This is a genomic window from Kocuria sp. UBA1838 (assembly GCF_002338785.1).
Taxonomy (GTDB): domain Bacteria; phylum Actinomycetota; class Actinomycetes; order Actinomycetales; family Micrococcaceae; genus Kocuria; species Kocuria marina.
In genome coordinates, this window is sequence record NZ_DDIY01000003.1 from 54,938 (window position 1) to 79,661 (window position 24,724).

Consider the following 24,724-nt stretch of genomic DNA (forward strand, 5'->3'; position numbering starts at 1 on the left):
TCCGGGCGGCGGTCCGGGCGGAACCGGCAGCCGCCTATTATGGTATTTCGTACACCAATTATGGAACGGATTCAGCGTGCTCCCCATAAGTGCCCCGCAGCGGCCCAGCACCTCCACCGCCCGCAGGGGCCGCTCATGGCACCGCACCGCGGGCAAGCCCGTGCGCTGGTGGCTCGTGGCCCTCGTGATCGTGATCGCAGCGCACCGGTGGATCCCGGACACCCGATGGCTCATGGTGCACATGGTCACGCTCGGGCTGATCACCACGTCCATCATGGTGTGGTCCCAGCACTTCACCGAGGCACTGCTGCACCACAAGCTCCCGGACTCCGGCCGTCCGCGGCAGATCGTGCGGATCTACGGGGTCACGGTGGGCACCGCCCTGTTGATCGTGGGGATGCTCGCGGGGTGGTGGTGGCTCACTGTGGCCGCGGCCACCGTGATCGGCGTGATGCTCACCTGGCACGGCCTGGCCCTGCTGGCACAATCGCGCACCGCACTGCCCGCGAGATTCGGACTCACCGTGCGCTGGTACGCCACGGCCGCGTTCTTCTTGCCCGTGGGGGCGGTGTTCGGCACGATCCTGGCCCGCGACCTCTCCGCGACGTGGCACTCCCGGCTGCTGCTGGCCCACCAGGCCGTCAATGTCCTGGGTTTCGTGGGCCTCACCGTGTGCGCGACCCTGCTGACGCTGTGGCCCACGATCCTGCGCACCCGGATGCGCCACGACGCGGTGCGGTTGTCACGCATCGCTCTGCCCCTCATGGCCGCGGGCAGTCTCCTCGCTGCCGTGTTCGCGGTGCTCGGAACGGCCCCGCTCACGGCCGCCGCGTTGCTGCTCTACGCCGCCGGCGCGGCCACGGTGGGGTGGCTCATGCTGCGCACCGGGATGCAGCGCCGCCCCGAGGGTTATATGGGATGGTCCGTGGCCTCGGGCATCGCCTGGCTCGTGATGACCACGGTGCTGGCCGCGTGGCTCGTGCTGACCCGAGGGGTGGAGACCTCCGTGGCGCAGTCCCTCACGATCCCGTTCGTGGCGGGATTCCTGGTGCAGACTCTCTTCGGCGCCATGAGCTACATCCTGCCCTCGACCATGGGCGGCGGCCCCGCAACCGTCCGCGCATCTCTGGCCGCCATGAACCGCGCCGGGGTCTACCGCGTCACGGTCGCCAACCTGTGCATCGCGTTGTTCGCCCTGCCCGCCGGGGTCCTGCCCTCGTGGGTCCGCGCGCTCGTGTCGATCGTGGGGGCCGTGGTCCTCGCAGCCTTCATCCCGCTCATGATCTCCTCGGCCAAGGCGGCCATCGCCGCACGACGCCGCGCCGTCGCCGAACGCGCGGCCGGCACCGCACCCACGGACCGCACCGGGGCGACCGCTGCCGAGTCCTCCCGCCGCGGGATGGGAACGGCCCCCCAGTTCCTGGCCGGGGTACTCACGGTGCTGCTCGCGATCGCGGCGGGGATCGCCGTCGCGCCCCAGTCCGCGGGTTTCTCTCTCACGGGCAGCAACAGTTCGAGCGCGGAGGGCACCGGGGAAACCACCGAGATCAGGATGCATGCCCAGCAGGACATGCGTTTCGACCCGTCCGAGATCCGGGTACCTCAGGGAAACCGCCTGGTGATCCACCTGACCAACGACGACCCCACCACGGTGCACGATCTCGTCGTCGCCAACGGCGCCACCTCCGGCCGCCTGGACCCGGGAGCCTCCGCGACCGTGGACGTGGGAGTGATCACCGACAGGCTGGAAGGCTGGTGCTCGGTGATCGGTCACCGCTCCATGGGGATGACCGTCGACGTGATTCCCGTGGACGCACAGGGCCAAGAGGTCACCGCCACCGGAACGGATGACGCCCACGGTTCACACGGGCACGCGGAGCACACCGGAACGGACCCGGCGCAGGCGGCGGATCTCAACGCCGTCCCCGGTGAGGGTTTCACGACCCGCTCCCCCGAACTGGCCCCCGCATCGAACGAAACCGTGCACCGGATGACGCTGGACGTCCAGGAAGTGGCCCGCGAGGTGGCCCCCGGCGTGACCCAGGACGTGTGGACCTACAACGGTCAATACATGGGGCCCACGCTGCGCGGGAAGGTGGGTGACACCTTCGAGATCACCCTGACCAACGGCGGCACCATGGGTCACTCCGTGGACTTCCACGCGGGGGACATCTCCCCCGACCAGGCCATGCGCACGATCGCCCCCGGCGAATCGCTCGTGTATCGGTTCACGGCCCACCGTTCCGGGATCTGGCTCTACCACTGCTCCACCATGCCCATGAGCAGTCATGTCGCAGCAGGCATGTTCGGCGCGGTGATCATCGATCCCCCGAACCTGCCGAGCGTGGACCGTGAGTACCTGCTCGTGCAGAGCGAGACGTACCTCGCGGCCCCGTCCCCGGATCAACCCGGCCTCCCGGAGGGGGTCAACGCGGTTGTGGATCCGGAGAAGATCGCCGCGAAGCAACCCTCGTTCACGATGTTCAACGGCCATGCCACCCAGTACATGCACGACCCGCTCACGGCCCGCCCGGGAGAGCGCGTACGGATCTGGGTGCTCGCGGCCGGCCCGTCCGAGGGGTTGAGCTTCCACGTGGTGGGCGGCCAGTTCGACACCGTCTACACGGAGGGCGCGTACCAGCTCTCTCCCGATGGACCCGGTAATCCCGGTGGGACGGGTGGCGCTCAGGCCCTGAATCTCGCACCAGCGCAGGGCGGCTTCGTGGAACTCCACTTCCGCGAGCCCGGGACCTACACGTTCGTCAATCACTCGTTCGCCGAGGCCGAGCGGGGCGCCCGGGGGCTGATCCGGGTCCAGGAGTGAGCGGGGCCCGGGCGACGTCGCATCGTCACCCGGACCCCCGGTCACGTCCCGACTCAGTCGGTCAGTGCGCTGCGCAGCGTCCGTAGCGCCACGGACAGCGCGGCGAGTTCGGCGCCGGCGTCTCCGCTGTCGGCCATGGACTCGATCTCGTCCAGGACCTCCCGCAACCGCTCGAGCCGGTCCGCGTTCTCCTGCTCCCACGCCTGGACCTTCTCCTGGGCGTTGTCCCCCGGGGAGTCCAGGGCCTGACCCGCGAGCGCCACGAGCGTGGAGTACAGGTCCTCGCGCATGGCGATCCGGGCCATGTTCTCCCACCGCGTGGTCTGCGGCAGGGCCGTGATCCGGTTGAGCAGGTTCTCCAGGCCGTAGCGGTCGAACAGGGCGAAGTACACGCGGGCGATCATCTGCACGGTCACGCCCTCGCCGGAACCCTGCGCGGTATCGTCCGACGACGCCGCGGCGTCGCCGGGCTCGTACCCCGCGATGCCCTGCGCCTGGGCGAGCCGGGCGACGTCGAGCAGCGCGAACGCGTCGAGCAGTTCCGCCCATTCCACGGCGAGTGCGCGGGGCACGCCCTGGCGCTCGGCGAGCTCGGCCTCGGTCCGGGCGCGCTCGGCGGATTCCTCGCCCAGCAAGCGGTCGTTGCCGAAGCGCAGTGCCACGATGGGCCGGTACATCTCCACGAGCTCCTGGATTCCGGAGTCGGTGTCCTGGCGGTGCAGGAACCAGCGGACCACGCGGTCCAGCAGCCGCCGCATGCGCAGCGACATCCGGTTCCACAGCTCCAGGGGCACGTCCGCGTCCAGCTGGGCGTGGCGGGTGGCATAGCTCTCGAGCTCGAAGATCTCCATGGCCACAGTGAACGCGCGGGCCACGTCCACGAGGTCCGAACCGGAGTCGTCCACCACGCGGTACGCGAAGGCGATCCCGCCGTAGTTGATGATCTGGTTGGCCACCACGGTGGCGATGATCTCCCGGCGCAACGGGTGGGTGTCCAGCTTGTCATCGAAGCGCTCCCGGATCTGGGCCGGGAAGTACTGGGACAGCGTGCGGTGGAACCAGGGGTCGTCCGCGAGGTGGCTGTCCACGAGTGCCGCGGAAAGCTGGATCTTCGCGTACGCCGTGAGCACGGACAGCTCCGGGCCGGTCAGGGGCTGGCCCTGGGCGGCGCGCTCGCGCAGCTCGGAGTCGGAGGGCAGGAACTCCAGCTCCCGGTTGAGGTCCGCGTGCTTCTCCAACCAGTGCATGAGCCGGATGAACGTCTCGGTGAATTCCACACCGCGAGCGCGCTCGGTGGTCAGCAGGACGTTCTGGGCCACGTTGGTGCGGAGCACGAGTTCGGCGACCTCGTCCGTCATGGACTCGATGAACTCCGCGCGCTCGTCCGTGGAGAGCAGGCCGGCCTGGACCATGCCGTCCACCAGGATCTTGATATTGACCTCGCGGTCGGAGGACTCCACGCCGCCGGAGTTGTCGATCGCGTCCGTGTTGACCAGGATCCCGTTCAGCGCGGCCTCGGTGCGCCCGAGCTGGGTGGCCCCCAGGTTGCCGCCCTCACCGATGACCTTGACGCGCAGGTCCTCGCCGTTGACGCGGATGGCGTCGTTGGCCTTGTCCCCGACCTCCTGGTTGGTCTCGGTGGACGCCTTCACGTAGGTACCGATGCCACCGTTGTACAAAAGGTCCGCGGGCGCGAGCAGCACCCTGCGCACGAGTTCCTGCGGGCTGAGCGACTCGACGTCGTCCTCGATCCCGAGCGCCTCGCGCACCTGCGGGGTGATGGGCACGGACTTGTCCCGGCGCGAGTACACGCCGCCGCCCTCGGAGATCACGTCCCGGTCGAAGTCCTGCCACGAGGTACGCCCGGCGGTGAACAGCCGTTCGCGCTCCTGGTAGGAGGCCGCGGCGTTCGGGGTGGGGTCCAGGAAGATGTCCCGGTGGTCGAACGCGGCGATCAGGTGGATGTGCTCGGACAGCAGCATGCCGTTGCCGAACACGTCCCCGGACATGTCGCCCACGCCCACCACGGTGAACGCCTCGGACTGGGTGTCCACGCCCAGCTCGAAGAAGTGGCGCTTGACGGACTCCCACGCGCCGCGGGCGGTGATGCCCATGGCCTTGTGGTCGTAACCCACGGACCCACCGGACGCGAACGCGTCACCGAGCCAGAAGCCGCGCTCCAGGGAGATCGCGTTCGCGGTGTCGGAGAACGCGGCCGTGCCCTTGTCCGCGGCGACCACCAGGTAGGAGTCGTCGTCGTCGCGGCGCACCACGTTCTCGGGGTGCACCACGGTGTCCCCGGCCACACCGGAGGTCTCGGCCGACTCGCTCGCACCGCCCTCGGAGCCCGGGGTGGCATCACCGCGGGACGACGACGCCGTGTCCCGCGCGGTCTCGCCGGTCCCGTCCTGCGCGGTGCCGGTCTCGACCTCGCGCTCGATGTTGTCGGTGACGTCCAGCAGGGAGGCGATGAACAGCTTGTAGGCCTCCCGACCCTCGGTCAGCCAGCCCTCGCGGTCGGTCGCGGGGTCCGGCAGCTGCTTGGGGAAGAACCCACCTTTCGCACCCGTGGGCACGATCACCGCGTTCTTGACCATCTGCGCCTTGACCAGCCCCAGCACCTCGGTGCGGAAGTCCTCGCGCCGGTCGGACCAGCGCAGGCCGCCGCGGGCCACCTGGCCGAAGCGCAGGTGCGTGCCCTCCACGCGCGGGGACCACACCCAGATCTCGAAGGCCGGGCGCGGTTGCGGGGCCGCGGGGATGGCCGCCGGGTCCAGTTTGAACGCCATGGTGGGCCGGCTCTGGAACACGTTGGTGCGCAGCGTGGCCGTGACCACGTCCGCGAGCGCGCGGAACAGCCGGTCCGCATTCAGGCTGGGGACCCCGTCGAGCACCCCGGCCAGGCGCTCCAGGGCGCCGTTGCGCGCCTCGTCGCGGGCGGCGGCGTCGTCGGTGAAGCGGGAGGGGTCGAAGCTCGCCGAGAACAGCTCCGCGAGCTCGTGGGTGGCCCGCGGGTAGTCCACCAGGGTGTCCGCGATGAACTCGAACGAGTTGGGGTAGTTCAGCTGCAGCAGGTAGCGCACGTAGGCGCGCAGCACGGCCACGGTGCGCCAGCCCATGCGCTCGGTGAGCACCAGGCGGTCCAGGCTGTCCGACTCGGAGCGGTTGGAGAGCACCGCGCACAGGGTGTGCTCGATGAGGTCCTCCGTCTTGGCGTCCTCGGGGCCCTGGGGGTCCACACCCTCGGGCAGCTCCACACCGAAGTCGTAGAGCTGGAACTCGCGCCCGTCCGCGGGGGTGACCGTGTAGGGGCGCTGGTCCAGCACGGTCAGGCCCATGTTGTGCAGCAGCGGCAGCAGCTCGGTGAGGGACAGCGCCTGGGTGAGGTAGATGTTCAGCCGGACCTGGCCGTCCGCGGTCTGCGCCACGCGCACCTCCGCGGGCAGGTCAGGGTCGCGGCCCCACAGCTCCTCGCAGCGCTTGAGGTCCTGGATGGCCTCCTCGATCTCGTAGTCCTCGCGGTACGAGCCCGGGAACGCGTTCTCCCACACGGGGCCCAGCGCACCGGCCTTGTCATCCTCGAACTCCAGGCCGATCGCCCGGCCCAGGGACTCGGGCCAGGAGCGCACCGCCGCGCGCAGGCGGGCTTCGAGGTCCTCGTGGTCGAAGTCCCGCACCTCACCCGTGTAGGGCAGCCGGATGCGGAAGAACAGGCGGGCCAGGGAGGAGGAGGTCAGGCGCACCTCGAAGTCGATGGCCTCGGCGTCGAAGACCTCGAACAGCTGGGCCTCGATGCGCTGGCGCACCGAGGTGTTGTAGCGGTCCCTGGGCAGGAACACCACGGCGGACATGAAGCGCCCAAAGGTGTCCTGGCGCAGGAACAGACGGGTCTGGCGTCGTTCGTTGAGCCCCAGCACACCCCCCGCGGTCTCGTAGAGCTTCTCCGCGGACATGTGGAACAGCTCGTCCCGTGGGTAGTCCTCGATGATGCCCATGAGGTCACGGGCGGAGTGGGAGTCCGGGAGGAAGCCGAAGCGCTCGACCACCCGCTGCACCTTCTCGCGCACGAGCGGGGTCTGCTGGGCCGGGACCGAGTAGGCGTGGCGGGAGAACAGCCCGAGGATCAGGTACTCGCCATCCACATCCCCGTTCTCGGCGAACGTGCGCACCCCGATGTAGTCCAGGTACTCGCGGCGGTGGATCGAGGAGCGGCGGTTGGCCTTGGTCACGAACACCACCTGGTGGTCGCGCGCGTGGGCGCTGCCCAGGCCCGTGAGCTTCTGGGCATGGCCCTCGGTGCCCTGCTCCCGCAGCAGCCCCAGGCCCGTGTCCGGGCGCGAGTGCAGCACGGCGTCCTCGCCGTCCACCTCGAGGTCGTAGCGCTTGATGCCCATGAACACGAAATTGCCGCCGCGCAGCCACTCCAGGAACTCCTGGGACGCGCCCACGTCCGGCAGCCGCGAGCCGTCCTCGAACGTGATGTCCTCCAGGGGCGCGAGGGAGTCGGCGATGCGTCGGGTCTGCTCCAGCATGGCCTCCTGGTCCTCCGCAACCCGGCGCACGTCCGCCACGAGCGCCTCGATGTGGCGCGCGAGCTCCCCGCGGGCCTGCTCGTCCAGGGTGCGGTGCAGCTCCACGCGGATCCAGGACTCCACGGCGGTGTGTGAGCGCCCACCGGCGGCGCCGCCCACGAGCTCGTCCGTGATGGGGATCGAGGTGGTGTCCCCGGAGGAGACCGCGGAGATGTTGGGGACCTCCCCCAGGGATCTCAGCACGTCCTCGGAGTCACGTGCGGCGAGCAGCAGCGGGTGCAGCACGAGCTTCGCGCCGCCCCAGTTGGCGGCGATCTCCGTGGTCAGCGTGGACACCAGGAACGGCATGTCCGTGGTGACCATGTACAGCACGGTGTCCCCGTGGTCCTCCCGGACCTCGATGCACAGTTCGTCCGTCCGGCGGCTGCGCCCGACCTCCCGGTGGCTCTCCGCCCGTTCCGTGAGCACCTGCTGGTCCGTTCCCGCCATGTCCGCGTCCGGGACCGAGCGGTAGTACTCGTTGAGCCACGCCTGCTCTGCACTCCATCGCGGCCGCTGCCACACCGTGGGGATGGCCTGGGTGGTGGCTTGAGGAGAGGTCACTGCTGCATCACGCCTTAGCTGTCGTTGAGTTGGGATGTCACTCCACGGCGTGGCTCGTGGTGCCCGGTGGGGCACGGCGCACAGACCTCCGCCGGACCGCTCGCCCCGGAACCCATGACGTCTGCCTAACCCACGGCCACACTGCCGCATGTTCCACCACCATAGGACCCCGCGAGCACCGGGACCAGACGCCGCGCGTGTTCGCGCGAGCGTTGCACGGCCCTACACTCATGCAGTTACGGTTTTCCCCTCGCACCCCGCCCACCGGCGACTGCGGGTGCCCCTGACCCCGCAGCCGGGGCGCAGGCCCGCCCCCCCCCACGACAGAAAGCAGAGCAGTCATGACCAACGTGAACCCATCGGATGTGGTGGCGAACGCCGTCACCGCCGGGGAGGCCAAGGCCACAGCGCCCTCCGGCGCCCTCGTGCTGCGCGGCGTGCTGGGCGGTGCCGTGCTCGCGGCCACCACCTCGTTCGCAGTGTCGGCCACGGTGAGCTCCGGCTCGCCCGTGGTGGGCGCCCTGCTCTTCCCCGCCGGCATCACCATCGTGATCCTCATGGGCATGGAGCTGCTCACCGGCGGCTTCGCCCTGACCCCCATGGCCGCGCTGCGCGGACTCGTCCCGTGGTCGGCCGTGGCCCGGTACTGCCTGATGGTGACCATCGGCCACATCATCGGGGCTGCGCTGTTCGCCCTGCTCTACGCGGGCACCCTCACGGGCTTCGGCTCCCACGACGCCGGCGCGCTGGGCAAGAAGTTCGCCGACACCGCCGCGGCCAAGACCACTGCCTACCAGGCCATGGGCTTCGCGGGCATGGTCACGGTGTTCGTCAAGGCCGTGCTGTGCAACTGGCTCGTGTCCCTGGGCGTGTTCATGGGCATGGTCTCCAAGGACACCATCGGCAAGATCGCCGCCATCTGGCTGCCCATCATGGCGTTCTTCGGCCTGGGCTTCGAGCACGCGGTGGTCAACTTCTTCATGATCCCCATGGGCATGCTCATGGGCGCGGACGTGGGGCTGGGCGACTGGTGGATCTGGAACCAGATCCCTGTGCTGCTGGGCAACCTGGTGGGTGGTTTCGTCTTCACCGGACTCGCGCTGATGTACGCGCACCGTCCGGCCCGCACGGAGGCCATCGAGACCGCGGCCGCTCGCCCCGGCGCAGAGCAGTAGTCCGGTAGGTCGGTCAGGGGGCGGCAGCCAGCTGCTGCGTGGTCACCTCGACCACTTCCCCGTTCTGCAGGCTCGGCAGCTCGACCCCCAGGATCCGGCCCGCAGTCAGGCGGATGAACGTCCCGTGGGCCACGATCATCACGTCCTGCTGCGGGTACCGCGCGGCGATCTCGCGCAGTACCGCGATCCCCCGCTGCACCACGTGCTCGGCCGCCTCACCGTGCTCCTCCATGAACGCGTGCCGCTCGTCCTCTGTCATCCCGGTGCAGTCGTAGCCCTCCGCGTCCCCGAAGGAGCGCTCCGCGAGGTCCGCGTAGGTCCCCGCCGGTGCGAGTCCGAGCTGCGCCCCGATGATCCGGGCCGTCTCCCGTGCGCGCTGCAGGGGAGAGGAGACCAGCGCGTCCCAGTGTCGCCCCGACGCCGCGAGTTCCCGGCCCACCGCGCGGGCCTGTTCCCTGCCCGTGTCGTTGAGGGGGATGTCCGTGCGGCCCTGCAACAACCGTTGCAGGTTCCAGTCCGTCTGGCCGTGGCGGATCAGGGTCAGGGTCGTTTCGCTCACCCCACCAAACTACCCCGCGGGCACCCTGATGCCGCAGCGGCGTCGTCCCCCTGTGGCGGGGACGCGGACGACGCCGCGCCCACCGCGGGTGCCGCGGACCGGGGGTTCCGTCGCGAGGGCGGACGACGACGGACCGGCACCCCGCTCGGAGATGCCGGTCCGTTGGAAGCTCTTGCCGCGGGCGGCGCCGCGTGGCTCAGTGCGCGGGGCGCTCGTCCGTCTCGATGTCCACGCGCTCCTTGCGCAGGGTCTCCTCGATCACCTCGGTGCGCTCGACGCGCTCGGCGACCAGGCGGACACGCTGGTACGGGACCCGCATGGTCTGCACCACGGGCTCGGTGCGGTACAGGATCAGTTCGTCCTCACCCACGGGCAGCTCGCGACCGTCCAGGAACGCCTGACGCTCCTCCTCGGTGATGGGGGTGCGCACCACGTTGGCCTCCTCCGAGGCGAGGGTGACCTCCTGGCGGACGGGCTCACTCACCACGTACTTGCGCAGCCGAGCACGGCCGGTGACCTCCTCCTCGCGGTTGATCACCAGACGCTCCTCGTGACGGATCACGGAAGCATGCTCGTCGTCCGGGGCTGCTGCGTGGCGGGGGTCGCGCGAGTCCTGCCCCGGTGCGGTGTTCTGTACTGCCATCCTGACCTCCTGGGAGAGTGTGGTTTTGAGATTAGCAGCCGGGTTCCGAATCGGCTCACCATGTAGCATCCTTAGATTCTTACTGGGTCCCGGGAGGTTGATCTGATGAGTTACTCGGATGACGGCAACGGTTATTTCACGCGTGCTCTGGACGCCGAGGACCGCGGTGAGCACGCCCTCGCGGAGACCGCGTACCGGCAGGCCATCGAGCTGTTCCACGAATCCGGCGACACCGCCAAGGAACTCGCCGCGTGCCACTACAACCTGGGCCACATCTACGTGGTCATGGAACGCACCAGCAAAGCCGTGGCGGAATACCGCACCGCGCTCGAGTACTTTTCCCAGCTCCCGGGCAGTGGCAAGCATAAGGCCCGCGCGCACCTGATCCTGGGGTCCCTGCTGGTCGAGACCGGGGAGTTGCGCGCGGCCGAGACCCAGTTGTTGGACGCCCTGGGCCAGTACCTGGACGCCCCCCACGAACCCCGCGACCAGGCCGACTGCTACAGCAACCTCGCACGGGTCTACCGCGAGACCCAGCGCAACGCGCAGGCTGTGACCGCGTACAACCGCGCCGTGGACTTCTACGAGGAGGTCCCCGATTCCCTGCGCGACCGCTCCGACTGTTTCACGGAGCTCGGAACGGTCTACGAGAGCACGGGCAAACTCGACGAGGCCGCCGCCGCGTTCGCCGAGGCCGCCCGCCTGCGCCGCGGCGCCGAGCAGCAGGGCGGGCGCCCGTGAGCACTCCCCTGATCTACGGGTGCATGACCCTGGGTGGCTCCTGGGGTCAGGAGTCCGTCCCGGCGTCCCAGTACGACGTCGCTCGCGAGGCCGTGTACGCCGCGCACCGGGCCGGGTTCGAACTCTTCGACCACGCGGACATCTACATCGGCGGCGCCTCTGAAACCCTGTTCGGTCGCATCCTGGCCGAGGACGCCCTGCTGCGGCGCGCGGTGCGGATCCAGACCAAGTGCGGGATCAAGCTGCCGGGTAACACCGGGCCCCAGGGCTCACCCGTCCACTACCGACTCGACCGTGACTCCGTGCGGTCCTCCCTGGAGGGGTCCCTGCAGCGGCTCGGCGTGGACCACGTGGAGCGGTTGTTCCTGCACCGCCCGGATCCGCTCACACCCCTGGGCGAGACCGCGCGGGCCCTGGACGAACTGCACCGTGAGGGCCTGATCGGTTCCGTGGGGCTGTCCAACATGACGCCGCATCACGTGGCCGCGTTCCAACAACTGTTGAGCGTGCCCGTGACCGCGGTGCAGATCCAGATGAGCCTGGCGCACCGCGATTTCGTGGAGTCCCAGGTGCTCGCCAATCACCCGGAGGGGACCGGGGTGTCGTTCCCCGGTGGGCTGCTCGCCCAGTGCATCGCGGACGAGATCGAGTTGCAGGCATGGGGTGCCATGGCCGGCGGGATCTATTCGGGTGCACCCGCGCCCGCGTCCGGAGCTACGTCCGCGCCGGCTGCCTCGTCCGGGGAGGACGGGATAGGCGGTGCGGAGGCCGGGGGTGCGGCGTCGTCTTCCGGCGGTGTGAACGAGGACCCCGTACGGCGGACGAGCGCCCTCGTGGAGCAGCTCGCCCAGCGCATGGGCGTGTCCCGCGAGGCCGTGGTGGTGGGTTGGTTGCTGCGCCACCCGTACGGTATCCGCCCGATGGTGGGGACCCTGAACCCGCAGCGGATCGCCGCGTGCGCGCAGGCGCCGCGGGCCGCCGAGCTCATGACCCACGAGGACTGGTACGCACTGTGGACGGCGGCGCGGGGCCGTCCGCTGCCCTGATCCAGCCCCTGTCACCGCAGCCGTTCCGGCACGCGCCGCGTCCGTGTGGGCCCGGGTGGCATATATGCGTCGTCATCAAACGGTGACCTTCCGGTGCTTGCTCGCGCCCCTGCTTGGTGGATATTTTCTTCTGTAAAGCCGATGCGGCGGACTGTCGCGGGGCCGAAGAGGGAGAACAAGGCTATGGAGCATCGCTGGCTGACCCCGTTGCACGGGCATGTCGTGTGCCGCCCGGAACAGTTCGGGTACCGCACGGATCTGGGCGTGCTGGACGCACCGGCCGGGCGCTCGCTGCGAGTGGACGAGCACACGGTCGTGGAACTGCGTGTGGGTTCCTCGCACCACCAGTGCGTGATCACCCACGCCGGGGAGCAGTGGGTCGAGACCGTGGGTCTGTTCGAGGACACCGCAGCGCAACTGCCCACGCTGTGCAGCATCGCCCACCCCACGCCGTTCGCCTCGCACGTGGAAGTGGGCTGCACGGTGACCGAGCACTCCCCTCGCGGTCTGCAGCGGGAGCTCGCGCGCCTGCACGACACCCTGGATGCGGCACCCCTGGCCGTGTGCGTCCAGGACACCGAGGACCCCGCGGCGGTCACCGCTGCCACGTGCCACGCGGACCCGGACTCCCACGCCGTGCTGTGGTGGACGTGGCGGGTCTTGCCGGAAAGCGGCCACATCCTGCGCACCCGCGCGCAGCTGCGGTTGCGGACCCCGGTGAAGCTCGCCGCCTGAGCGGCGTCGGCGCGGTGCGCGGGTGTGCGCAGGTCAGAACGGCGACGGCGCCGTATACGGTTCCAGCAGTTCGCGCTGTTCGGGGGTCAGGCGCACCACCGTGCGCGTGCTCGGGAGGTAGAACGCGAGCTGGGTCTGGGCGCGGACGCAGGGAGCGCCGTCGGCGAAGTCGAGGATCTCGAATCCCAGGACCAGGGTGGCGGCCCGGGCGGAGACCACCCACACGCGCACATCCACGGGGACGTTGCGGTACGCCAGGGGGCGCAAGTACTTGACCCGGTGCTCGGCGATCAGCGCCTGGGTGCCCTCCGGGAGCACTGAGAACAAGGGGATCTTGGCCGGCAGGACCTGCTCGCCCGTGCCTACGGGGACGCCGAACGCGGCGATGCGCGCTTCCTCGAGCACACGGACGACCTCCACGTTGTTCACGTGGCCGTACGAGTCCATGTCCCCCCACCGGAGCGGAACCTGGCAGGTCATCGAACGTTCGAGGTGGTCGTTCGAGCGCATGAGCTGACTCCTTGGTGGGTGTTTACCGGTTCGAGATGCAGAAGCCTCGGAAGGGGTTCCGCTGGATGAGATGATATCCGCGGCATTCCTGTAAAGCCCCACATCGGAAGGACATCCGTGGCACACGCGGCCCCCGGGCAGACCCTCGCCAAGAAGCGGCGGTGGCCCCTGCTGGTGTTGACCGTCCTGACGATCCTCGTGGTGCTGTGGCTCGCGGTGTGCCACGCGGTGCTGGACAACCCCCGCGTGGATCCGCCGAAACGATCTGACGCGGTGTTCGTGCTCGGACCGCCGGACACGTCCCGTATGGCCTACGCGGAGGACCTCGTGTTCAACCAGCACGTGGCGGACACGCTGGTGATCTCCGCCCCGGACCCCCAGCCGTACGAACCACCGCGGATGCAGGAGTACTACTCGACCCGCCCGTTCTGCGCGCCCCGGGAGGGCGTGGAGGTGATCTGCTTCAAACCGGATCCGTCCACGACCCAGGGCGAGGCCATGGAGCTGCAGAAGCTTTTCGAGGAACGCGGGTGGGACACCGTGACCGCTGTGACCTTCACCCAGCACGTGCCCCGATCGCGGCTCATCCTCTCCCGCTGTTATCCCGGTGAGCTACGCATGTCCGCCGTGGACTTCCACATCACGGGCAAGAGCCTGCTCATGCAGTACCTGCACCAGACGGGCGGCTTCATCAAGGCCTGGCTCACACCGGGGTGCGATCAGCAGCTCCCCTGGAACCCCAAGTCTCTGGACTGACGCTTCACGCTCACGAATCAAGGGGTGGTGCGCGGACCCACCCACGCTGGTTCGGCAGGGCAGGACATGGCCCCACGCGGGTGACTGAGGCGCGGTGCACCGACCGTCGTGAACGGATGGCACGGGGCATGGACGCGCGGTGGTCGACTGCCGCGCACAGTGCGGATCCGAGCAGGTCGCCGAGGCGGCCTCCGCAGCCGCTTATGCAGGTCGGAACCGGTTCCTACCCTGGGGTCTGCTTCTTCCCCGAAGTCTTGAGAGGACCACCACCATGCCCAGGTTCCCCCGATGATGGGCCCCAGCCATGCCGCGTGCGGTGCAGCCGCGTGGGTGGCGCTGACCGGTACCTACACCGTGCACCTCGCCGACGTCTCCGTGCCGGTGGGTTTGGGGGTGATGCCCGTGGGCGACCCCGGCGTCATCACCGGCGCGCTGATCTGCGCCGGCGCGGCCCTGCTCCCGGATCTCGACCACCCCGGGGGCACGGTCGCCCGCTCCCTCCCGCCACTGTCCACGTGGGTGGCCCGGGCGGTCGGCAAACTCTCCGGGGGCCACCGCAGGGCCACACACTCGCTCGTGGGGCTGCTCCTGATCATCGTCCTCGCGCTGTTGTCCCAGCGCGCGTCCGTCCCCGTGGGGGACGCCCTGCGCTGGAACTCCTTCTCCTGGCCGGGGACGGAAGGTCAGGCGGGAGAGATCCCGGACGCCGCGGCGTCGTTACCAGGACAGGTGTGGCCCCTGGCGGCGGTGCTGTCCGTGCTGCTCATCGCGTGCGCGGTGAAGGTCCTGGCGTTCGTCCCGGACCGGCTCTCCCACGCGAACTGGATCGTGGGCATCCTGCTGGGGGCGTTCGTCGCGGTGAATCCCCCGCAGGACCCGCGCTGGTTCGTGGTGGCCGTGGGTCTCGGGTGCGCCGTGCACATGCTGGGGGACCTGCTCACGACCCAGGGGATCCACCTGTTGTGGCCCCTGCGCACGTCCCTGCCGCTGCCCACCACGTTCTACAAAGGCCGCTCGTTCGTGCGCTTCCCCGTGCTCGGCAACGCGGGCTCCGCCCGGGAGATCGCCCTGCTGGTCCCGGTGACGCTCTACGCGCTCGCCGGACTGTTCTGCGCCGGCGTCACGTGGGCGGGACTCACGGTGAGCATCTGAGGCGCCACAACGCCGTCGCCCCTACCGAGAGGTCGACGACGCCGCGATTCGCCAAACGTCGCACGCGTCAGGTATTCTTTTCGACGTTGCTCACCGGCGAATGCCACGTGGAACAACGAGCGCGAGTGGCGGAATAGGCAGACGCGCACGGTTCAGGTCCGTGTGCCCGAGAGGGCGTGGGGGTTCAACTCCCCCCTCGCGCACCGCAAGAAGTCCCGTTCGACCGGAAGGTCGGGCGGGACTTCGTCATTCGCGGGGCCGCTCGAAGGCAACCGTTATCCGGCGCTCCCCACCGGACGGCTCCGTAGAACCGAAGCCGACGGAGACCGCGGGAACCCTCCGTATCGATGGTGCGGCCGGCCCCTCGCGCCGCGGCCCCCGCTCAATCCTCGGTCAGTTCGTACCGGGTCCCGTCCGGGGCGCGCCTGAGCACTCCCATGTCCACGGCGTGCCGGCGGAAGAACGCGACGTCGAGCACGAACATCCGCAGCCGCTCGTTAAGCGCGGACTCCGCGACGGCTTCCCCGGGGCGCACGACCCGCCGGGCCACCGCGGCCACGACGTCGTCGACCCAGCGCACGGGCAGGCCCGGCACGCTGCGGATCAGATCCGCGCGCTGGCCGAGAAACTGCAGGCGCCGGTCGTGTCCCTGCGCGGGGACCGGGGCATCACGCCCTCGTCCGGACCATGGACGCAACACCCCGGGTGGCACGCCCCGGACGCACGGTGGTTGCCGCGCGTCCGGGGCACCGGTCGGGTACCGCTACCCCCGACTCACCGTGACCTTGCCGGTGGAGCGGTGCCACGTGGCCACCACACCGCGGGAAAAGCGCTGGGCCATACCGCCGGAGACGGCGTACTCGTCGGTCGCGGGGTACCCCCACGCGTGTTCGTGCCCGGCCTTCTGCCAGGCCGTACCGATCCCGCCGCTGAGCTTGATCACGCGGGTGCCCGTGGCCGGGGAGTACATGGCGCGGTAGCGGGCGTTGCCGTTGCGGAAGTCCTGGTAGGCGCCGCCGGGGATCTTGCGCTCCGCCATTACGGGATAGCCCCACCCGCGCTCCAGACCGGCAGCCTTGTAGGCGTTACCGATGCCGGTCCCCCACTTCACGGGGTGGGCGCCGGTCGCGGGGCTCCAGTAATACGTGTAGTTCTTCGTGAAGCCCTGGTAGACCCCGCCCGCGCGGCCCGTGGGCTTCTCCGCCGACGTCGGTTGCCCATATGTCCCCATCCCACCCGTGGCGACGTAGTCGGTCCGGATGGCCCCGCGCAGCCAGGACGTCTGAGGGGTGCCCCGTGTGGCGGTCTGGCCCGTCGTCGTCGGCGCGGGCGGCAGCGTGGCCAAACCCTGGGCGATCAGGCCCACGATGTCGTAGTCGTCGTGGTCGTAGCCCTGCAGGGTCTTGAGGGAGGCGCGGGTGAACCCGTCCGCCCGGAACCGCTTCATGCCCTGGGCTGCGGCGGCGGACGCGGACCACGTGGGTGGGTTGGTGCTGCCGGCCACGTCCTTGGTCCCCGCGTGCCATGTGATCGGGAGGGAGCGCACCGCGGCACTCGGCGCGGTCTGCATGCCGCTGGCACCGCCGCCGCCGATGATTGTCGCACCGCCGCCACGGATCCAGTTCTGCCGATCGGCCAGCAGCTCGTACGTGATGAACTCCGCGCCACCCGAGTAGCCGGCGAGCCACACGCGGGAGGTGTCCAGGTCGTAGGTCTTCACGAGGCTGTCCTTGAGCGCGCGAAAGTAGTCGCCGTTGCCGTCCGCGTCCTCCCACCACGTGATGCCGTTGGGCTTGAGCTTGTGGTCCGGGGAGATGGGGACCACCAGGATCATGTTCTTCTTGCGGGCCTGAGCGGCCAGTGCTGTGAGCGCGGTCCCTTGGGGGCTGTGCACCCAGGTCTCGCCGGGGTTGTCGTAGTCGCCGCCCAGGTAGAACAGCACACCCACGGCCTTCGAACGGTCGATGCCGTTCGTGTAGATGTGGTAGCTCGAGTTCTTGCCCGCGGCCTTGAAGGGTTTGTGATGGGCGGTCGCGGGAAGGGCGGGGGCCTGAGCCGCGTGCACGGGCGCCTCGGGAACCCGCGGCGCGGTCCGGACCGCGGGAACCGCGGGAGCGGTCACTGCGGGAGCGGCGTTCGCCGGGGCCAGGAATGACGGGGAGAGCGCCAACGGGGACAGCGCCGTGACCACGGCGAGGGCCGCCGCGGGCACCACGGAGGAACGGAAGAAACGCATGGGGGGCTGCTTTCTACATGGGGGGGGGTATTCAGTTGTGGCCCGCTCGGTCAGCTCATTCCGGGCGCAGCGCTGGCCGAGCATCGGGGGAAATGCTCAGCCAGGTGAAGATCATGCCATCGGCGTGATCGAATTTTGCGAACGCGAAGCCCGTGCCGCGTTAATTTTTGGTGTCCCGGCCGCTCGCAGCCGTCGCCCCCCCCACGACTGGCCGCCCGCGGCCGCCGATCCCGCCCCGATCAGCCCCTCATCCGGGTCACGACGTCGGTGAGCTGCGCGTCTTCCTCCTCGGTGATCCGCACGCCCAGATCCCGGACCTCGGTCACGATCTCCGGGGCCGTCAGTTCCCGCTGCCGGGTCGGCCGCCCAGGGGTGCGCACGGTGGTGCCGTGTTCGGTCACGGTCACGTGGCCCCGCGGGGTGTGCTTCATGACCATGAGGTGATGGCGGAATATGGACTCCGCACCGGTCGAGGTCTGCAGGTGGCCCATCCGCACGTCCGCGGGGTGGATGGTGGACTCGTCCAGCACGTGTTCCATGGCCCCGTCCCGCTCGAACGACCACACGGGCCAGCCCTCGTCCGTGACCCGCCCGATCGAGAAGGTGCGGTCCCCCTCCACGCGGCGCGCGCCGTCGTCCAACGGGATGGGACCCGTGATGCTGAAACCGAAGCCGGGATCGCACAGGTAGCGTGTGCCGGCGAGGTCCACGAGCACGGTCATGTGGGTGCGGGGGCTGTCGAACGAACGCACGCGGCCCAGGGCGCGGCGCACGGTGAAGCCCAGCGTTTCCAGAACGGCCGCGAACAACTGCGAGTGCTCGAAGCAGTACCCGCCGCGGCGGCGTCGGACGAGTTGGTCCTGCACGGTCGCCAATTCCACCCCGGGATGCTGTCCGAGCAGCACCTCCACGTTGCTGAACGGGAACGTGAAAACATGGGCGCGGTGCAGCCGTTCGAGCAGGCTCAGGTCCCGCGGGGCGGCGGCGAGCTGCGCGGCGTCGACGTCCAATGCCGCGAGGTAGCCGGGGACGTCCACGTCCTCGATCCGCCACGGGGACGCGGGGCGTTCGTTCATCATGACCTCCGGGGGCACGGGAGCGGGCCGGTACGCGGGGCACGGCAAGGTTGACCCGGCATCATGGTGACACACGACCGCACCCCGACAAGGACCCGCCATGCATCCGCACACCACGTCCCCGTCCCCCTCATGAGCCGCGCTCCGGGACGCGTCGCCGGCTGGATGTGGGGTCTGCTCGTGGTGCTGGCCCTCGTGGTGGGTGCCGTGTGGGCCGGTTCGGGACCGCTGCGTTCGATCGTGTCGAGTGCCCCTCCCGCACTGGGCAGGGCGGAATGCACGGTGACCACGCAGGACGGGGACGTCCCTCTGACCCGCGAGGAGGCCAAAGCCGCGACCACCGCCGTCGTGCGCGGTGCGGACGCCTCCGCGGTACCCGGCGTGGAGCCGACTGTCATGGAGCGTCTCACGCACGGCCCGCCCGACGACGCCGGGCCCAGCCTGCGCTGCCGCGGGCACAGCAGCGAGGGACTCGAGGCGCAGGAGATCACCCCCTCCGGGCTGACGCCCCGGGCCGAAGCGGTCCGGGACGCGATGATCGAGGTCTTCGGCCCCCTGAGCCTCGGCGGTTTCGCCCCGGGCGGTGTGGGCCACGGACATGGCGAGAATTCCACGCACTACGACGGGCGCGCCGTCGACGTGTTCTTCCGCCCCGTGACGGAGGAGAACCGCCGGCAGGGGTGGCAGCTCGCGCACTGGCTCGTGGCCCACGCCGAGGACCTGGACGTCCAGTACGTGATCTTCGACGACATGGTCTGGGGTTCGCGCTCCCCCGCCGGGCGCTGGCACCCCTACAACGCGCCCGCGCCGGCGAACGAGATCCTGCGCCACCTGGACCACGTGCACGTGGACGTGGTGCGCGGGGAGCCCGCGTAATCGTCGCGCACTCCGGCCCGATCCCGTAACGTGACGAACCAGCCCGCACGGCACCCGTTGCGGTCCGTCCCAGCGCAGGAGGACACCCATGAACGCTCACGTGGTGGTTTTCGGAGCCACCGGATACACCGGCCGCCTGGTGGTCGAGTCCCTCGTGGAACGGGGAGTGCGCCCCGTCCTCGCCGGGCGCCGCGAACGGCCCCTGAACCAGCTGGCCTGCACGCTGGGCGGCCTGGACGTGCGGACCGCGGACCTGGCCGAGCCCGATTCCGTCCGCGCGCTGGTCTCCGAGGGGGACGTCCTGGTCACCACCGTGGGTCCCTTCGAGCGACTCGGGGACGTGGCCGCGGACGCCGCCGCGGCCCAGGGTGCCCACTACCTGGACTCGACGGGTGAGGTGGGCTTCGTGCGTCGGCTCCAGGAGCGCTATCCTGCCGCCGCGCCCGACGACGCCGCTGCACCGGGTGATGCGCCCCGCGGCACCATGCTGCCCGCATTCGGTTACGACTACGTGCCCGGGATCCTCGCGGGATCCCTGGCTCTGGAACGCGCCGGGGACCGCGCCGAGACCCTGCGGGTGGGCTACTTCGCCCCCGGGGCGGGCCCTACCGGGCTGAGCGGCGGGACCATGACCACCATGCTCGAAGAGCTGAGCAAACCGTTCCTGGTGTGGCGTGATCACCGGTGGAAGAAGCCGGGGCGGATACCGCGGCAACACACGTTCACGGTGGACGGGGCGAAGCGCAACACGGTGATGGTCCCCGGGAGCGAGATCGTGTTCCTGCCGGACGCGTTCCCGAAGGTTGCGAACATCGAGGTGTTCAACGGGTGGTTCTCCGCGCCGGGGCCAGTCATGAAGGCTGCGCTGCCCGTGATGGCCGTGGCCGGTTCCTCGTCCCTGGCCCGCAAGGCGCTCGGCAAGGGCATCACCGCCCTGACCGGTTCCGAGGGTGGGCCCAGTGCCAGTGAGCGGGTGAAGTCGTCCTCCCTGGCCATCGCTGTGGCCACCGATTCCCGGGGCGAGACCGTGTCCGAGGTCCGCGTGGCGGGTCCCAACGTCTACACGCTCACCGGCCACCTGTTGGCGGCCGGCGCGGAGCACGTGCTCAAGGACCGTTCACGGGCGCGCGGGGTGGTGGGCCCGCTGCAGGCCTTCGGCATGGAAGGCCTCGTGGAGCTGTGCGCTTCGGCGGGGTTGCGGGAGGTCAGCCCCGGGGCGGCTCGCTGACCGCGGTCGAGCCGCCGTCCTCATGGGAGTTCTTTGAGGACGGCGCCCCGGTCGCCGAGACCCCGGACGACGGCGCTCCGCGCACCGCGGCGGCGTTCCCCCGGTGGGTAGACACGGCGTCGTCGGCATCCGAGGACTCACGGCCGGCGGCATCGGAGGAGTGAACGTCGTCGTCGCCGTGCTTCTTGCCGAAGGGCAGCACGTGGACGATGCCCACGATGATGGAACCCCACACGATGCCCAGCACTAGGGCGCAGAACGTCTCCACGAGCCACGCGAGCGCGGGGCCCACCCCGGCCACGTGGTGTACTGACTCGCCCAGGTGGTGGACCCAGTCGTACACGGGGGTGAACCCGAGGTCGGCCATGCCCACCAGGATGATGTGCCCGCCCACCCACAGCATGGCGAAGACACCCACGATCGAGATCACGGACAGCACCGTGGGCATGGCCTTGACCAGGCCCCGGCCGAACTTCTGGGCGCCCTCGGAGTCCTTCTGGGCCAGGGCCAGGCCGATGTCGTCCATCTTCACGATCAGGGCCACGACGCCGTAGACGAGCACCGTGATGAAGATCGCCACCACGATCAGGATGAGCGTGCGGGTCAGGAACGGCTCGTGGGAGACCTCGTTGAGCGCGATCACCATGATCTCCGCGCTGAGGATCAGGTCCGTGCGGATCGCCCCGGAGGTGATCTTCTTCTCCGCCTCCGGACCGCGGTCCGCGGCGGGTTCGTTGGGGGCGTGCTCCTGGTGGGACAGGTGCTCGATCACCTTTTCCGCGCCCTCGAAGCACAGGTACGTGCCGCCCAGCATCAGCAGCGGCGTGAGCAACCACGGCGCGAACTGGCTCAGGATCAGGGCCACCGGCAGGATGATCAGCAGCTTGTTGCGCAGGGAGCCGATCGTGATCTTCTTGATGATCGGTAGTTCTCGCTTGGGGTTAACACCCTGCACGAATCGCGGGGCCACCGCGGTGTCGTCGACGACGACGCCCGCGGCCTTGGCGCTCGCACGCCCCGCCGCCCCGGCAACGTCGTCCACACTCGCGGCGGTCAGCTTGGCGAGTGCCGCGATGTCATCCAGCAGCGCAGCCAGTCCAGCGGCCATCAGGCTCCCTCAATCCATGTGCTCAGCTATCTCGATTAAGGACAAGCGTAAAGGGTGCCGCGGCCGGCGCGAACCACGAGCGGCATCGGCCCCTGTCCGAGGTGGTTCGCGCCTCGGTCGCCGAGACCGCTACGCGCGGTCGATTCCGCTGCGGTGCAGATCGGCCATCGCCTGTGCGACCACGACGGCGCGTTCGGGGCCCAAGACGTCCACGAACGTGGCCGTCATCGTCTCGGCCACGAGATCACGAACCTTCCCTGCCGTGGTGCGGCCTTCGGCGGTGAGCTCGAGGTAGACGACGCGCCGGTCCTCGGGACACGGGGCACGCCGGACCAGGCCGCGCTTGGTGAGCCGGTCCGCGACCTTGGTGAAACCGCCGGTGCTGAAGGCCACCTGACGGGCCAATTCGGCCATGGGCATGCGCTGGTGCGGGGTGCACGTCAGCCGCAGCAACGCCTCGGCCTCCGCGGTGTTCAACGCATGGGCCGCGGCCACCTCTCGGTGCAGGTTCTTGTTGGTGCTCTGGAACCCCTCGATCACCTGGCCCCACAGGGTCACGGGGTCCACCGCCTGGGCAGCGGTGTCGGTGTGCGCGGTCATGATCTCCCCTTTCAAGCCCTTAGAACTCGTTGAGCTGGGGGATGATTTTACCTCGCCTCGGAAACATTTGTCTAAGAATCTTCTTGCGCAGCCACCTCCAGCCTCGCACCCTGTCCCGCCCCCTTGAGCGGACCCCGACCGCAAGTTAGTCTTGCGAGGAAGATATTTCTGTTTAAACAAGTTCATCTCCACCCGGACCGCCCCGTCGCATCCCGGACCCGCGCCGGGTGGCCGCGACAGCAGCGTCGTCGACCCCGGCGAATACAGTCGGCGCACGAAACCACGAGGAGCCGCCATGACCGAGCAGGACCGTTTCTTCCTGGACAAGTCCGACCCCTCCAGCTGGCGGGCGGTCAACGCCTTCTCCCGCAAGGTCGGTGCCGCTGCAGAGGATGCGGGCACCCCCGCCTCGGTCGTGGAGCTGGTCAACGTGCGAGTGTCCCAGCTCAACGGGTGCGCGTTCTGCCTGGACCTGCACGTCCGCAAGGCCGAGGCTGCCGGGGTGACCGCGCAGCAACTCGCCGTGCTCCCCGCATGGCGTGACACCGTTCTTTTCAATACCGTGGAACGGGCCGCCCTGATCATCGCCGAAACGGCCACCCTGCTGCCCGACGAGAACACGCGGCACGCCGAGCAGGCCGCGGCCCGGGAAGCACTGAACGACGAGCAGTACTCCGCCCTGCAGTGGACCGCGATCGCGATCAACGCCTTCAACCGGATCTCCATCCTGTCCGGACACCCCGTCCGTCCCCGTAAGACTGCGTCCGCGCCGGCCGGTGCGACCACGAGCACCGGAGGTGCGCGATGACCAACCTGGAAAGCAACCCGCAAGAGGTCCTGTGCACCGAGGCGATCGGTGCCGGGGCGGCCCTGCTGACCCCGCGGGACGTGCCCCTGGGTGGCCCGCGGGCGATGACCGTGCGCCGCACCCTCCCCCAGCGCCATCGCAGTCTCATCGGCGCGTGGTGTTTCCTGGACCACTACGGCCCCGATCCCGTGGCGGACACCGGGGGCATGTCCGTGGCGCGCCACCCGCACACCGGCCTGGCCACGGTGAGCTGGCTGTTCACCGGCGGCATCTCCCACCTGGACTCCGCCGGGTACAGCGCGGACGTGCGCCCCGGGGAGGTCAACCTCATGATCGCCGGGCGCGGGATCTCCCACCAGGAGTTCTCCACCCCGGACACCACCACCCTGCACGGCGTGCAGCTGTGGTACGCCCTGCCGGACGACACCCGTCACATGGCACCGACCTTCGAGCACTACACGCCAGAGCCCGTGAAGAACCACGGCGCCGAGCTGCGGATATTCATCGGTGAGCTGGCCGGATCCACCTCCCCGGTGAACACCTACACACCCCCGCTGGTGGCCGCCGAGATCCTCATGGAGCCGGGAACGGAACTGGAACTGGACCTGGACCCGTCCTTCGAGCACGGGGTCCTGGTGGACACCGGGGACCTGAGCCTGAACTCGGCGCCGATCCCGGAGGACCACCTGGCCTACCTCCCCACGGGGCGGGACAGCGTGATCCTAACCGCCGGTGAGAAGCCCGTGCGGGCCATGCTCCTGGGCGGGGAGCCCCTGGGGGAGCAGATCGTGATGTGGTGGAATTTCGTGGGCCGCACCCACGAGGAGGTCGTGGCCTACCGTGAGCAGTGGCAGGCCGAGATCGACCCCGAACCGGCCCCCACCCCAGAGTCCGGAACCTACTCGGACGGGACCCCGTACCCGCGCTTCGGCCCCTTTCCCGACGGTCAGCCCGCGCCACTGCCGGCCCCGGCTCTGCCCACCGTCACTTTGCGACCCCGCGGCTGAGCCCGCCCGATCCCGCCCCGCCCGATCCCACCCAGGAGAGTCCCGTGGAAACCGAATCCGACATCACCGTCCGCCACAACGCCGACGGGCACCGCTACGAACTCCTCGACGGTGACGCGGTCATCGGCGAGGCGCACTACCTGCCGTTCGACGGCGCCGACGAGCCGCGGCGGATCTTCTACCACACGACCGTCGACGACGCTTACAGCGGTCAGGGTCTCGCGTCCACGCTCTCGAGGGTGGCCTTGGACGGCACCATCGCCGACGGGAAGACCATCGTCCCGGTGTGCCCCTACATCAAGTCCTGGCTCGGCAAGCACGACGACTACCAGCCCCACGCCACTGCGGTCCGCCCGACGCATTTGCAGGCGTTGTCGGGGATGAATCGGTAATCATGCACGGCGCGTCCCGCTGAATTGGAGCGGCGGGTCGGTAGGGTGGATCCAATTCAGAAAGTGCATAATCACCCGCCCGGCGGGACACTTGCACTGTTTGATTTGTCTCACCCG

The 24,724-nt window shown here is 69.6% G+C and carries 21 protein-coding genes and 1 tRNA gene; 13 read left to right on the forward strand and 9 right to left on the reverse strand.

Annotation, left to right across the window (positions count from 1 at the left end):
- The first annotated feature begins 76 nt into the window (after nucleotides 1–76).
- Entirely contained in the window at nucleotides 77–2,824 is a 2,748-nt protein-coding gene (locus B3I25_RS01150) for a multicopper oxidase domain-containing protein (RefSeq protein WP_286737554.1), read from the forward strand.
- Between the two features lie 53 nt (nucleotides 2,825–2,877).
- On the opposite strand, the gene B3I25_RS01155 is transcribed toward B3I25_RS01150, so the two are convergent.
- Nucleotides 2,878–7,959, reverse strand: a complete 5,082-nt coding sequence (locus B3I25_RS01155; protein ID WP_286737555.1) for an NAD-glutamate dehydrogenase — start codon at nucleotides 7,957–7,959, stop codon at nucleotides 2,878–2,880.
- A gap of 341 nt (nucleotides 7,960–8,300) precedes the next feature.
- On the opposite strand from B3I25_RS01155, the gene B3I25_RS01160 reads away from it, so the two are divergent.
- Nucleotides 8,301–9,134, forward strand: coding sequence for a formate/nitrite transporter family protein (locus B3I25_RS01160; protein WP_206479192.1), 834 nt, complete (start codon nucleotides 8,301–8,303; stop codon nucleotides 9,132–9,134).
- A 13-nt stretch (nucleotides 9,135–9,147) separates the two neighbouring features.
- Here B3I25_RS01160 and B3I25_RS01165 read toward each other — a convergent pair whose 3' ends face one another.
- Both B3I25_RS01165 and B3I25_RS01170 read right to left on the reverse strand, forming a co-directional pair.
- Nucleotides 9,148–9,693 (reverse strand): histidine phosphatase family protein, encoded by a 546-nt coding sequence (locus B3I25_RS01165; protein ID WP_064845574.1) that lies wholly within the window; start codon nucleotides 9,691–9,693, stop codon nucleotides 9,148–9,150.
- Nucleotides 9,694–9,889: 196 nt separating this feature from the next.
- Nucleotides 9,890–10,336, reverse strand: coding sequence for a YsnF/AvaK domain-containing protein (locus B3I25_RS01170; RefSeq protein ID WP_064845575.1), 447 nt, complete (start codon nucleotides 10,334–10,336; stop codon nucleotides 9,890–9,892).
- 105 nt (nucleotides 10,337–10,441) lie between these two features.
- Between B3I25_RS01170 and B3I25_RS01175 the strand changes: the two genes are divergently transcribed.
- The 3 genes from B3I25_RS01175 (at nucleotide 10,442) to B3I25_RS01185 (ending at nucleotide 12,858) form a co-directional block, all read left to right on the forward strand.
- Nucleotides 10,442–11,077 (forward strand): tetratricopeptide repeat protein, encoded by a 636-nt coding sequence (locus B3I25_RS01175; protein ID WP_035964882.1) that lies wholly within the window; start codon nucleotides 10,442–10,444, stop codon nucleotides 11,075–11,077.
- Entirely contained in the window at nucleotides 11,074–12,123 is a 1,050-nt protein-coding gene (locus B3I25_RS01180) for an aldo/keto reductase (RefSeq protein ID WP_286737556.1), read from the forward strand. The genes B3I25_RS01175 and B3I25_RS01180 overlap by 4 nt, the downstream gene beginning before the upstream one ends.
- 183 nt (nucleotides 12,124–12,306) lie before the next feature.
- Nucleotides 12,307–12,858 carry a DUF2617 family protein gene (locus B3I25_RS01185; RefSeq protein WP_206399605.1) on the forward strand — a complete coding sequence of 184 codons (552 nt, stop codon included), beginning with the start codon at nucleotides 12,307–12,309 and terminating at the stop codon, nucleotides 12,856–12,858.
- 33 nt (nucleotides 12,859–12,891) lie between these two features.
- Here B3I25_RS01185 and B3I25_RS01190 read toward each other — a convergent pair whose 3' ends face one another.
- Nucleotides 12,892–13,368, reverse strand: coding sequence for an acyl-CoA thioesterase (locus B3I25_RS01190; RefSeq protein ID WP_064845578.1), 477 nt, complete (start codon nucleotides 13,366–13,368; stop codon nucleotides 12,892–12,894).
- A gap of 117 nt (nucleotides 13,369–13,485) precedes the next feature.
- Here B3I25_RS01190 and B3I25_RS01195 point away from each other — a divergent pair, with 117 nt between their 5' ends.
- The 3 genes from B3I25_RS01195 to B3I25_RS01205 all read left to right on the forward strand — a co-directional run bounded on the left by B3I25_RS01195 (nucleotide 13,486) and on the right by B3I25_RS01205 (nucleotide 15,479).
- Entirely contained in the window at nucleotides 13,486–14,124 is a 639-nt protein-coding gene (locus tag B3I25_RS01195; protein ID WP_286737557.1) for a YdcF family protein, read from the forward strand.
- Between the two features lie 288 nt (nucleotides 14,125–14,412).
- A complete protein-coding gene (locus B3I25_RS01200) occupies nucleotides 14,413–15,276 on the forward strand; it encodes a metal-dependent hydrolase (RefSeq protein WP_286737558.1) in 864 nt (287 codons plus the stop codon).
- 119 nt (nucleotides 15,277–15,395) lie between these two features.
- A tRNA-Leu gene (locus B3I25_RS01205) sits at nucleotides 15,396–15,479 on the forward strand.
- A 179-nt stretch (nucleotides 15,480–15,658) separates the two neighbouring features.
- Here B3I25_RS01205 and B3I25_RS01210 read toward each other — a convergent pair.
- The 3 genes from B3I25_RS01210 to B3I25_RS01220 form a co-directional block, all read right to left on the reverse strand.
- A complete protein-coding gene (locus B3I25_RS01210) occupies nucleotides 15,659–15,871 on the reverse strand; it encodes a DUF2087 domain-containing protein (RefSeq protein ID WP_064845580.1) in 213 nt (70 codons plus the stop codon).
- Between the two features lie 168 nt (nucleotides 15,872–16,039).
- Nucleotides 16,040–17,512 carry an LGFP repeat-containing protein gene (locus B3I25_RS01215; protein ID WP_286737559.1) on the reverse strand — a complete coding sequence of 491 codons (1,473 nt, stop codon included), beginning with the start codon at nucleotides 17,510–17,512 and terminating at the stop codon, nucleotides 16,040–16,042.
- Nucleotides 17,513–17,751: 239 nt separating this feature from the next.
- Complete coding sequence (locus B3I25_RS01220) at nucleotides 17,752–18,591, reverse strand: arylamine N-acetyltransferase family protein (protein ID WP_193520003.1); 840 nt, start codon at nucleotides 18,589–18,591, stop codon at nucleotides 17,752–17,754.
- 129 nt (nucleotides 18,592–18,720) lie between these two features.
- Between B3I25_RS01220 and B3I25_RS01225 the strand changes: the two genes are divergently transcribed.
- Together B3I25_RS01225 and B3I25_RS01230 are read left to right on the forward strand one after the other, a co-directional pair.
- Nucleotides 18,721–19,464, forward strand: coding sequence for a hypothetical protein (locus B3I25_RS01225; protein WP_286737560.1), 744 nt, complete (start codon nucleotides 18,721–18,723; stop codon nucleotides 19,462–19,464).
- A gap of 88 nt (nucleotides 19,465–19,552) precedes the next feature.
- Nucleotides 19,553–20,692 (forward strand): saccharopine dehydrogenase family protein, encoded by a 1,140-nt coding sequence (locus B3I25_RS01230; RefSeq protein WP_144998481.1) that lies wholly within the window; start codon nucleotides 19,553–19,555, stop codon nucleotides 20,690–20,692.
- On the opposite strand, the gene B3I25_RS01235 is transcribed toward B3I25_RS01230, so the two are convergent.
- Nucleotides 20,670–21,800 (reverse strand): DUF808 domain-containing protein, encoded by a 1,131-nt coding sequence (locus tag B3I25_RS01235; RefSeq protein WP_286737561.1) that lies wholly within the window; start codon nucleotides 21,798–21,800, stop codon nucleotides 20,670–20,672. The two genes, B3I25_RS01230 and B3I25_RS01235, sit on opposite strands and share 23 nt — an antisense overlap.
- A gap of 129 nt (nucleotides 21,801–21,929) precedes the next feature.
- Nucleotides 21,930–22,400, reverse strand: a complete 471-nt coding sequence (locus B3I25_RS01240; protein ID WP_098053616.1) for a MarR family winged helix-turn-helix transcriptional regulator — start codon at nucleotides 22,398–22,400, stop codon at nucleotides 21,930–21,932.
- Nucleotides 22,401–22,695: 295 nt separating this feature from the next.
- Between B3I25_RS01240 and B3I25_RS01245 the strand changes: the two genes are divergently transcribed.
- The 3 genes from B3I25_RS01245 to B3I25_RS01255 are packed head-to-tail and all read left to right on the forward strand — an operon-like array spanning nucleotide 22,696 to nucleotide 24,607.
- A complete protein-coding gene (locus B3I25_RS01245) occupies nucleotides 22,696–23,208 on the forward strand; it encodes a carboxymuconolactone decarboxylase family protein (protein ID WP_286737563.1) in 513 nt (170 codons plus the stop codon).
- The gene (locus tag B3I25_RS01250; RefSeq protein ID WP_286737564.1) at nucleotides 23,205–24,215 is read left to right on the forward strand and encodes a pirin family protein; all 1,011 of its coding nucleotides are present in this window, start codon (nucleotides 23,205–23,207) and stop codon (nucleotides 24,213–24,215) included. The genes B3I25_RS01245 and B3I25_RS01250 overlap by 4 nt, the downstream gene beginning before the upstream one ends.
- A gap of 44 nt (nucleotides 24,216–24,259) precedes the next feature.
- On the forward strand, nucleotides 24,260–24,607 hold the full coding sequence (locus B3I25_RS01255) for a GNAT family N-acetyltransferase (RefSeq protein WP_085106532.1): 348 nt from the start codon (nucleotides 24,260–24,262) through the stop codon (nucleotides 24,605–24,607).
- Nucleotides 24,608–24,724: the final 117 nt, after the last annotated feature.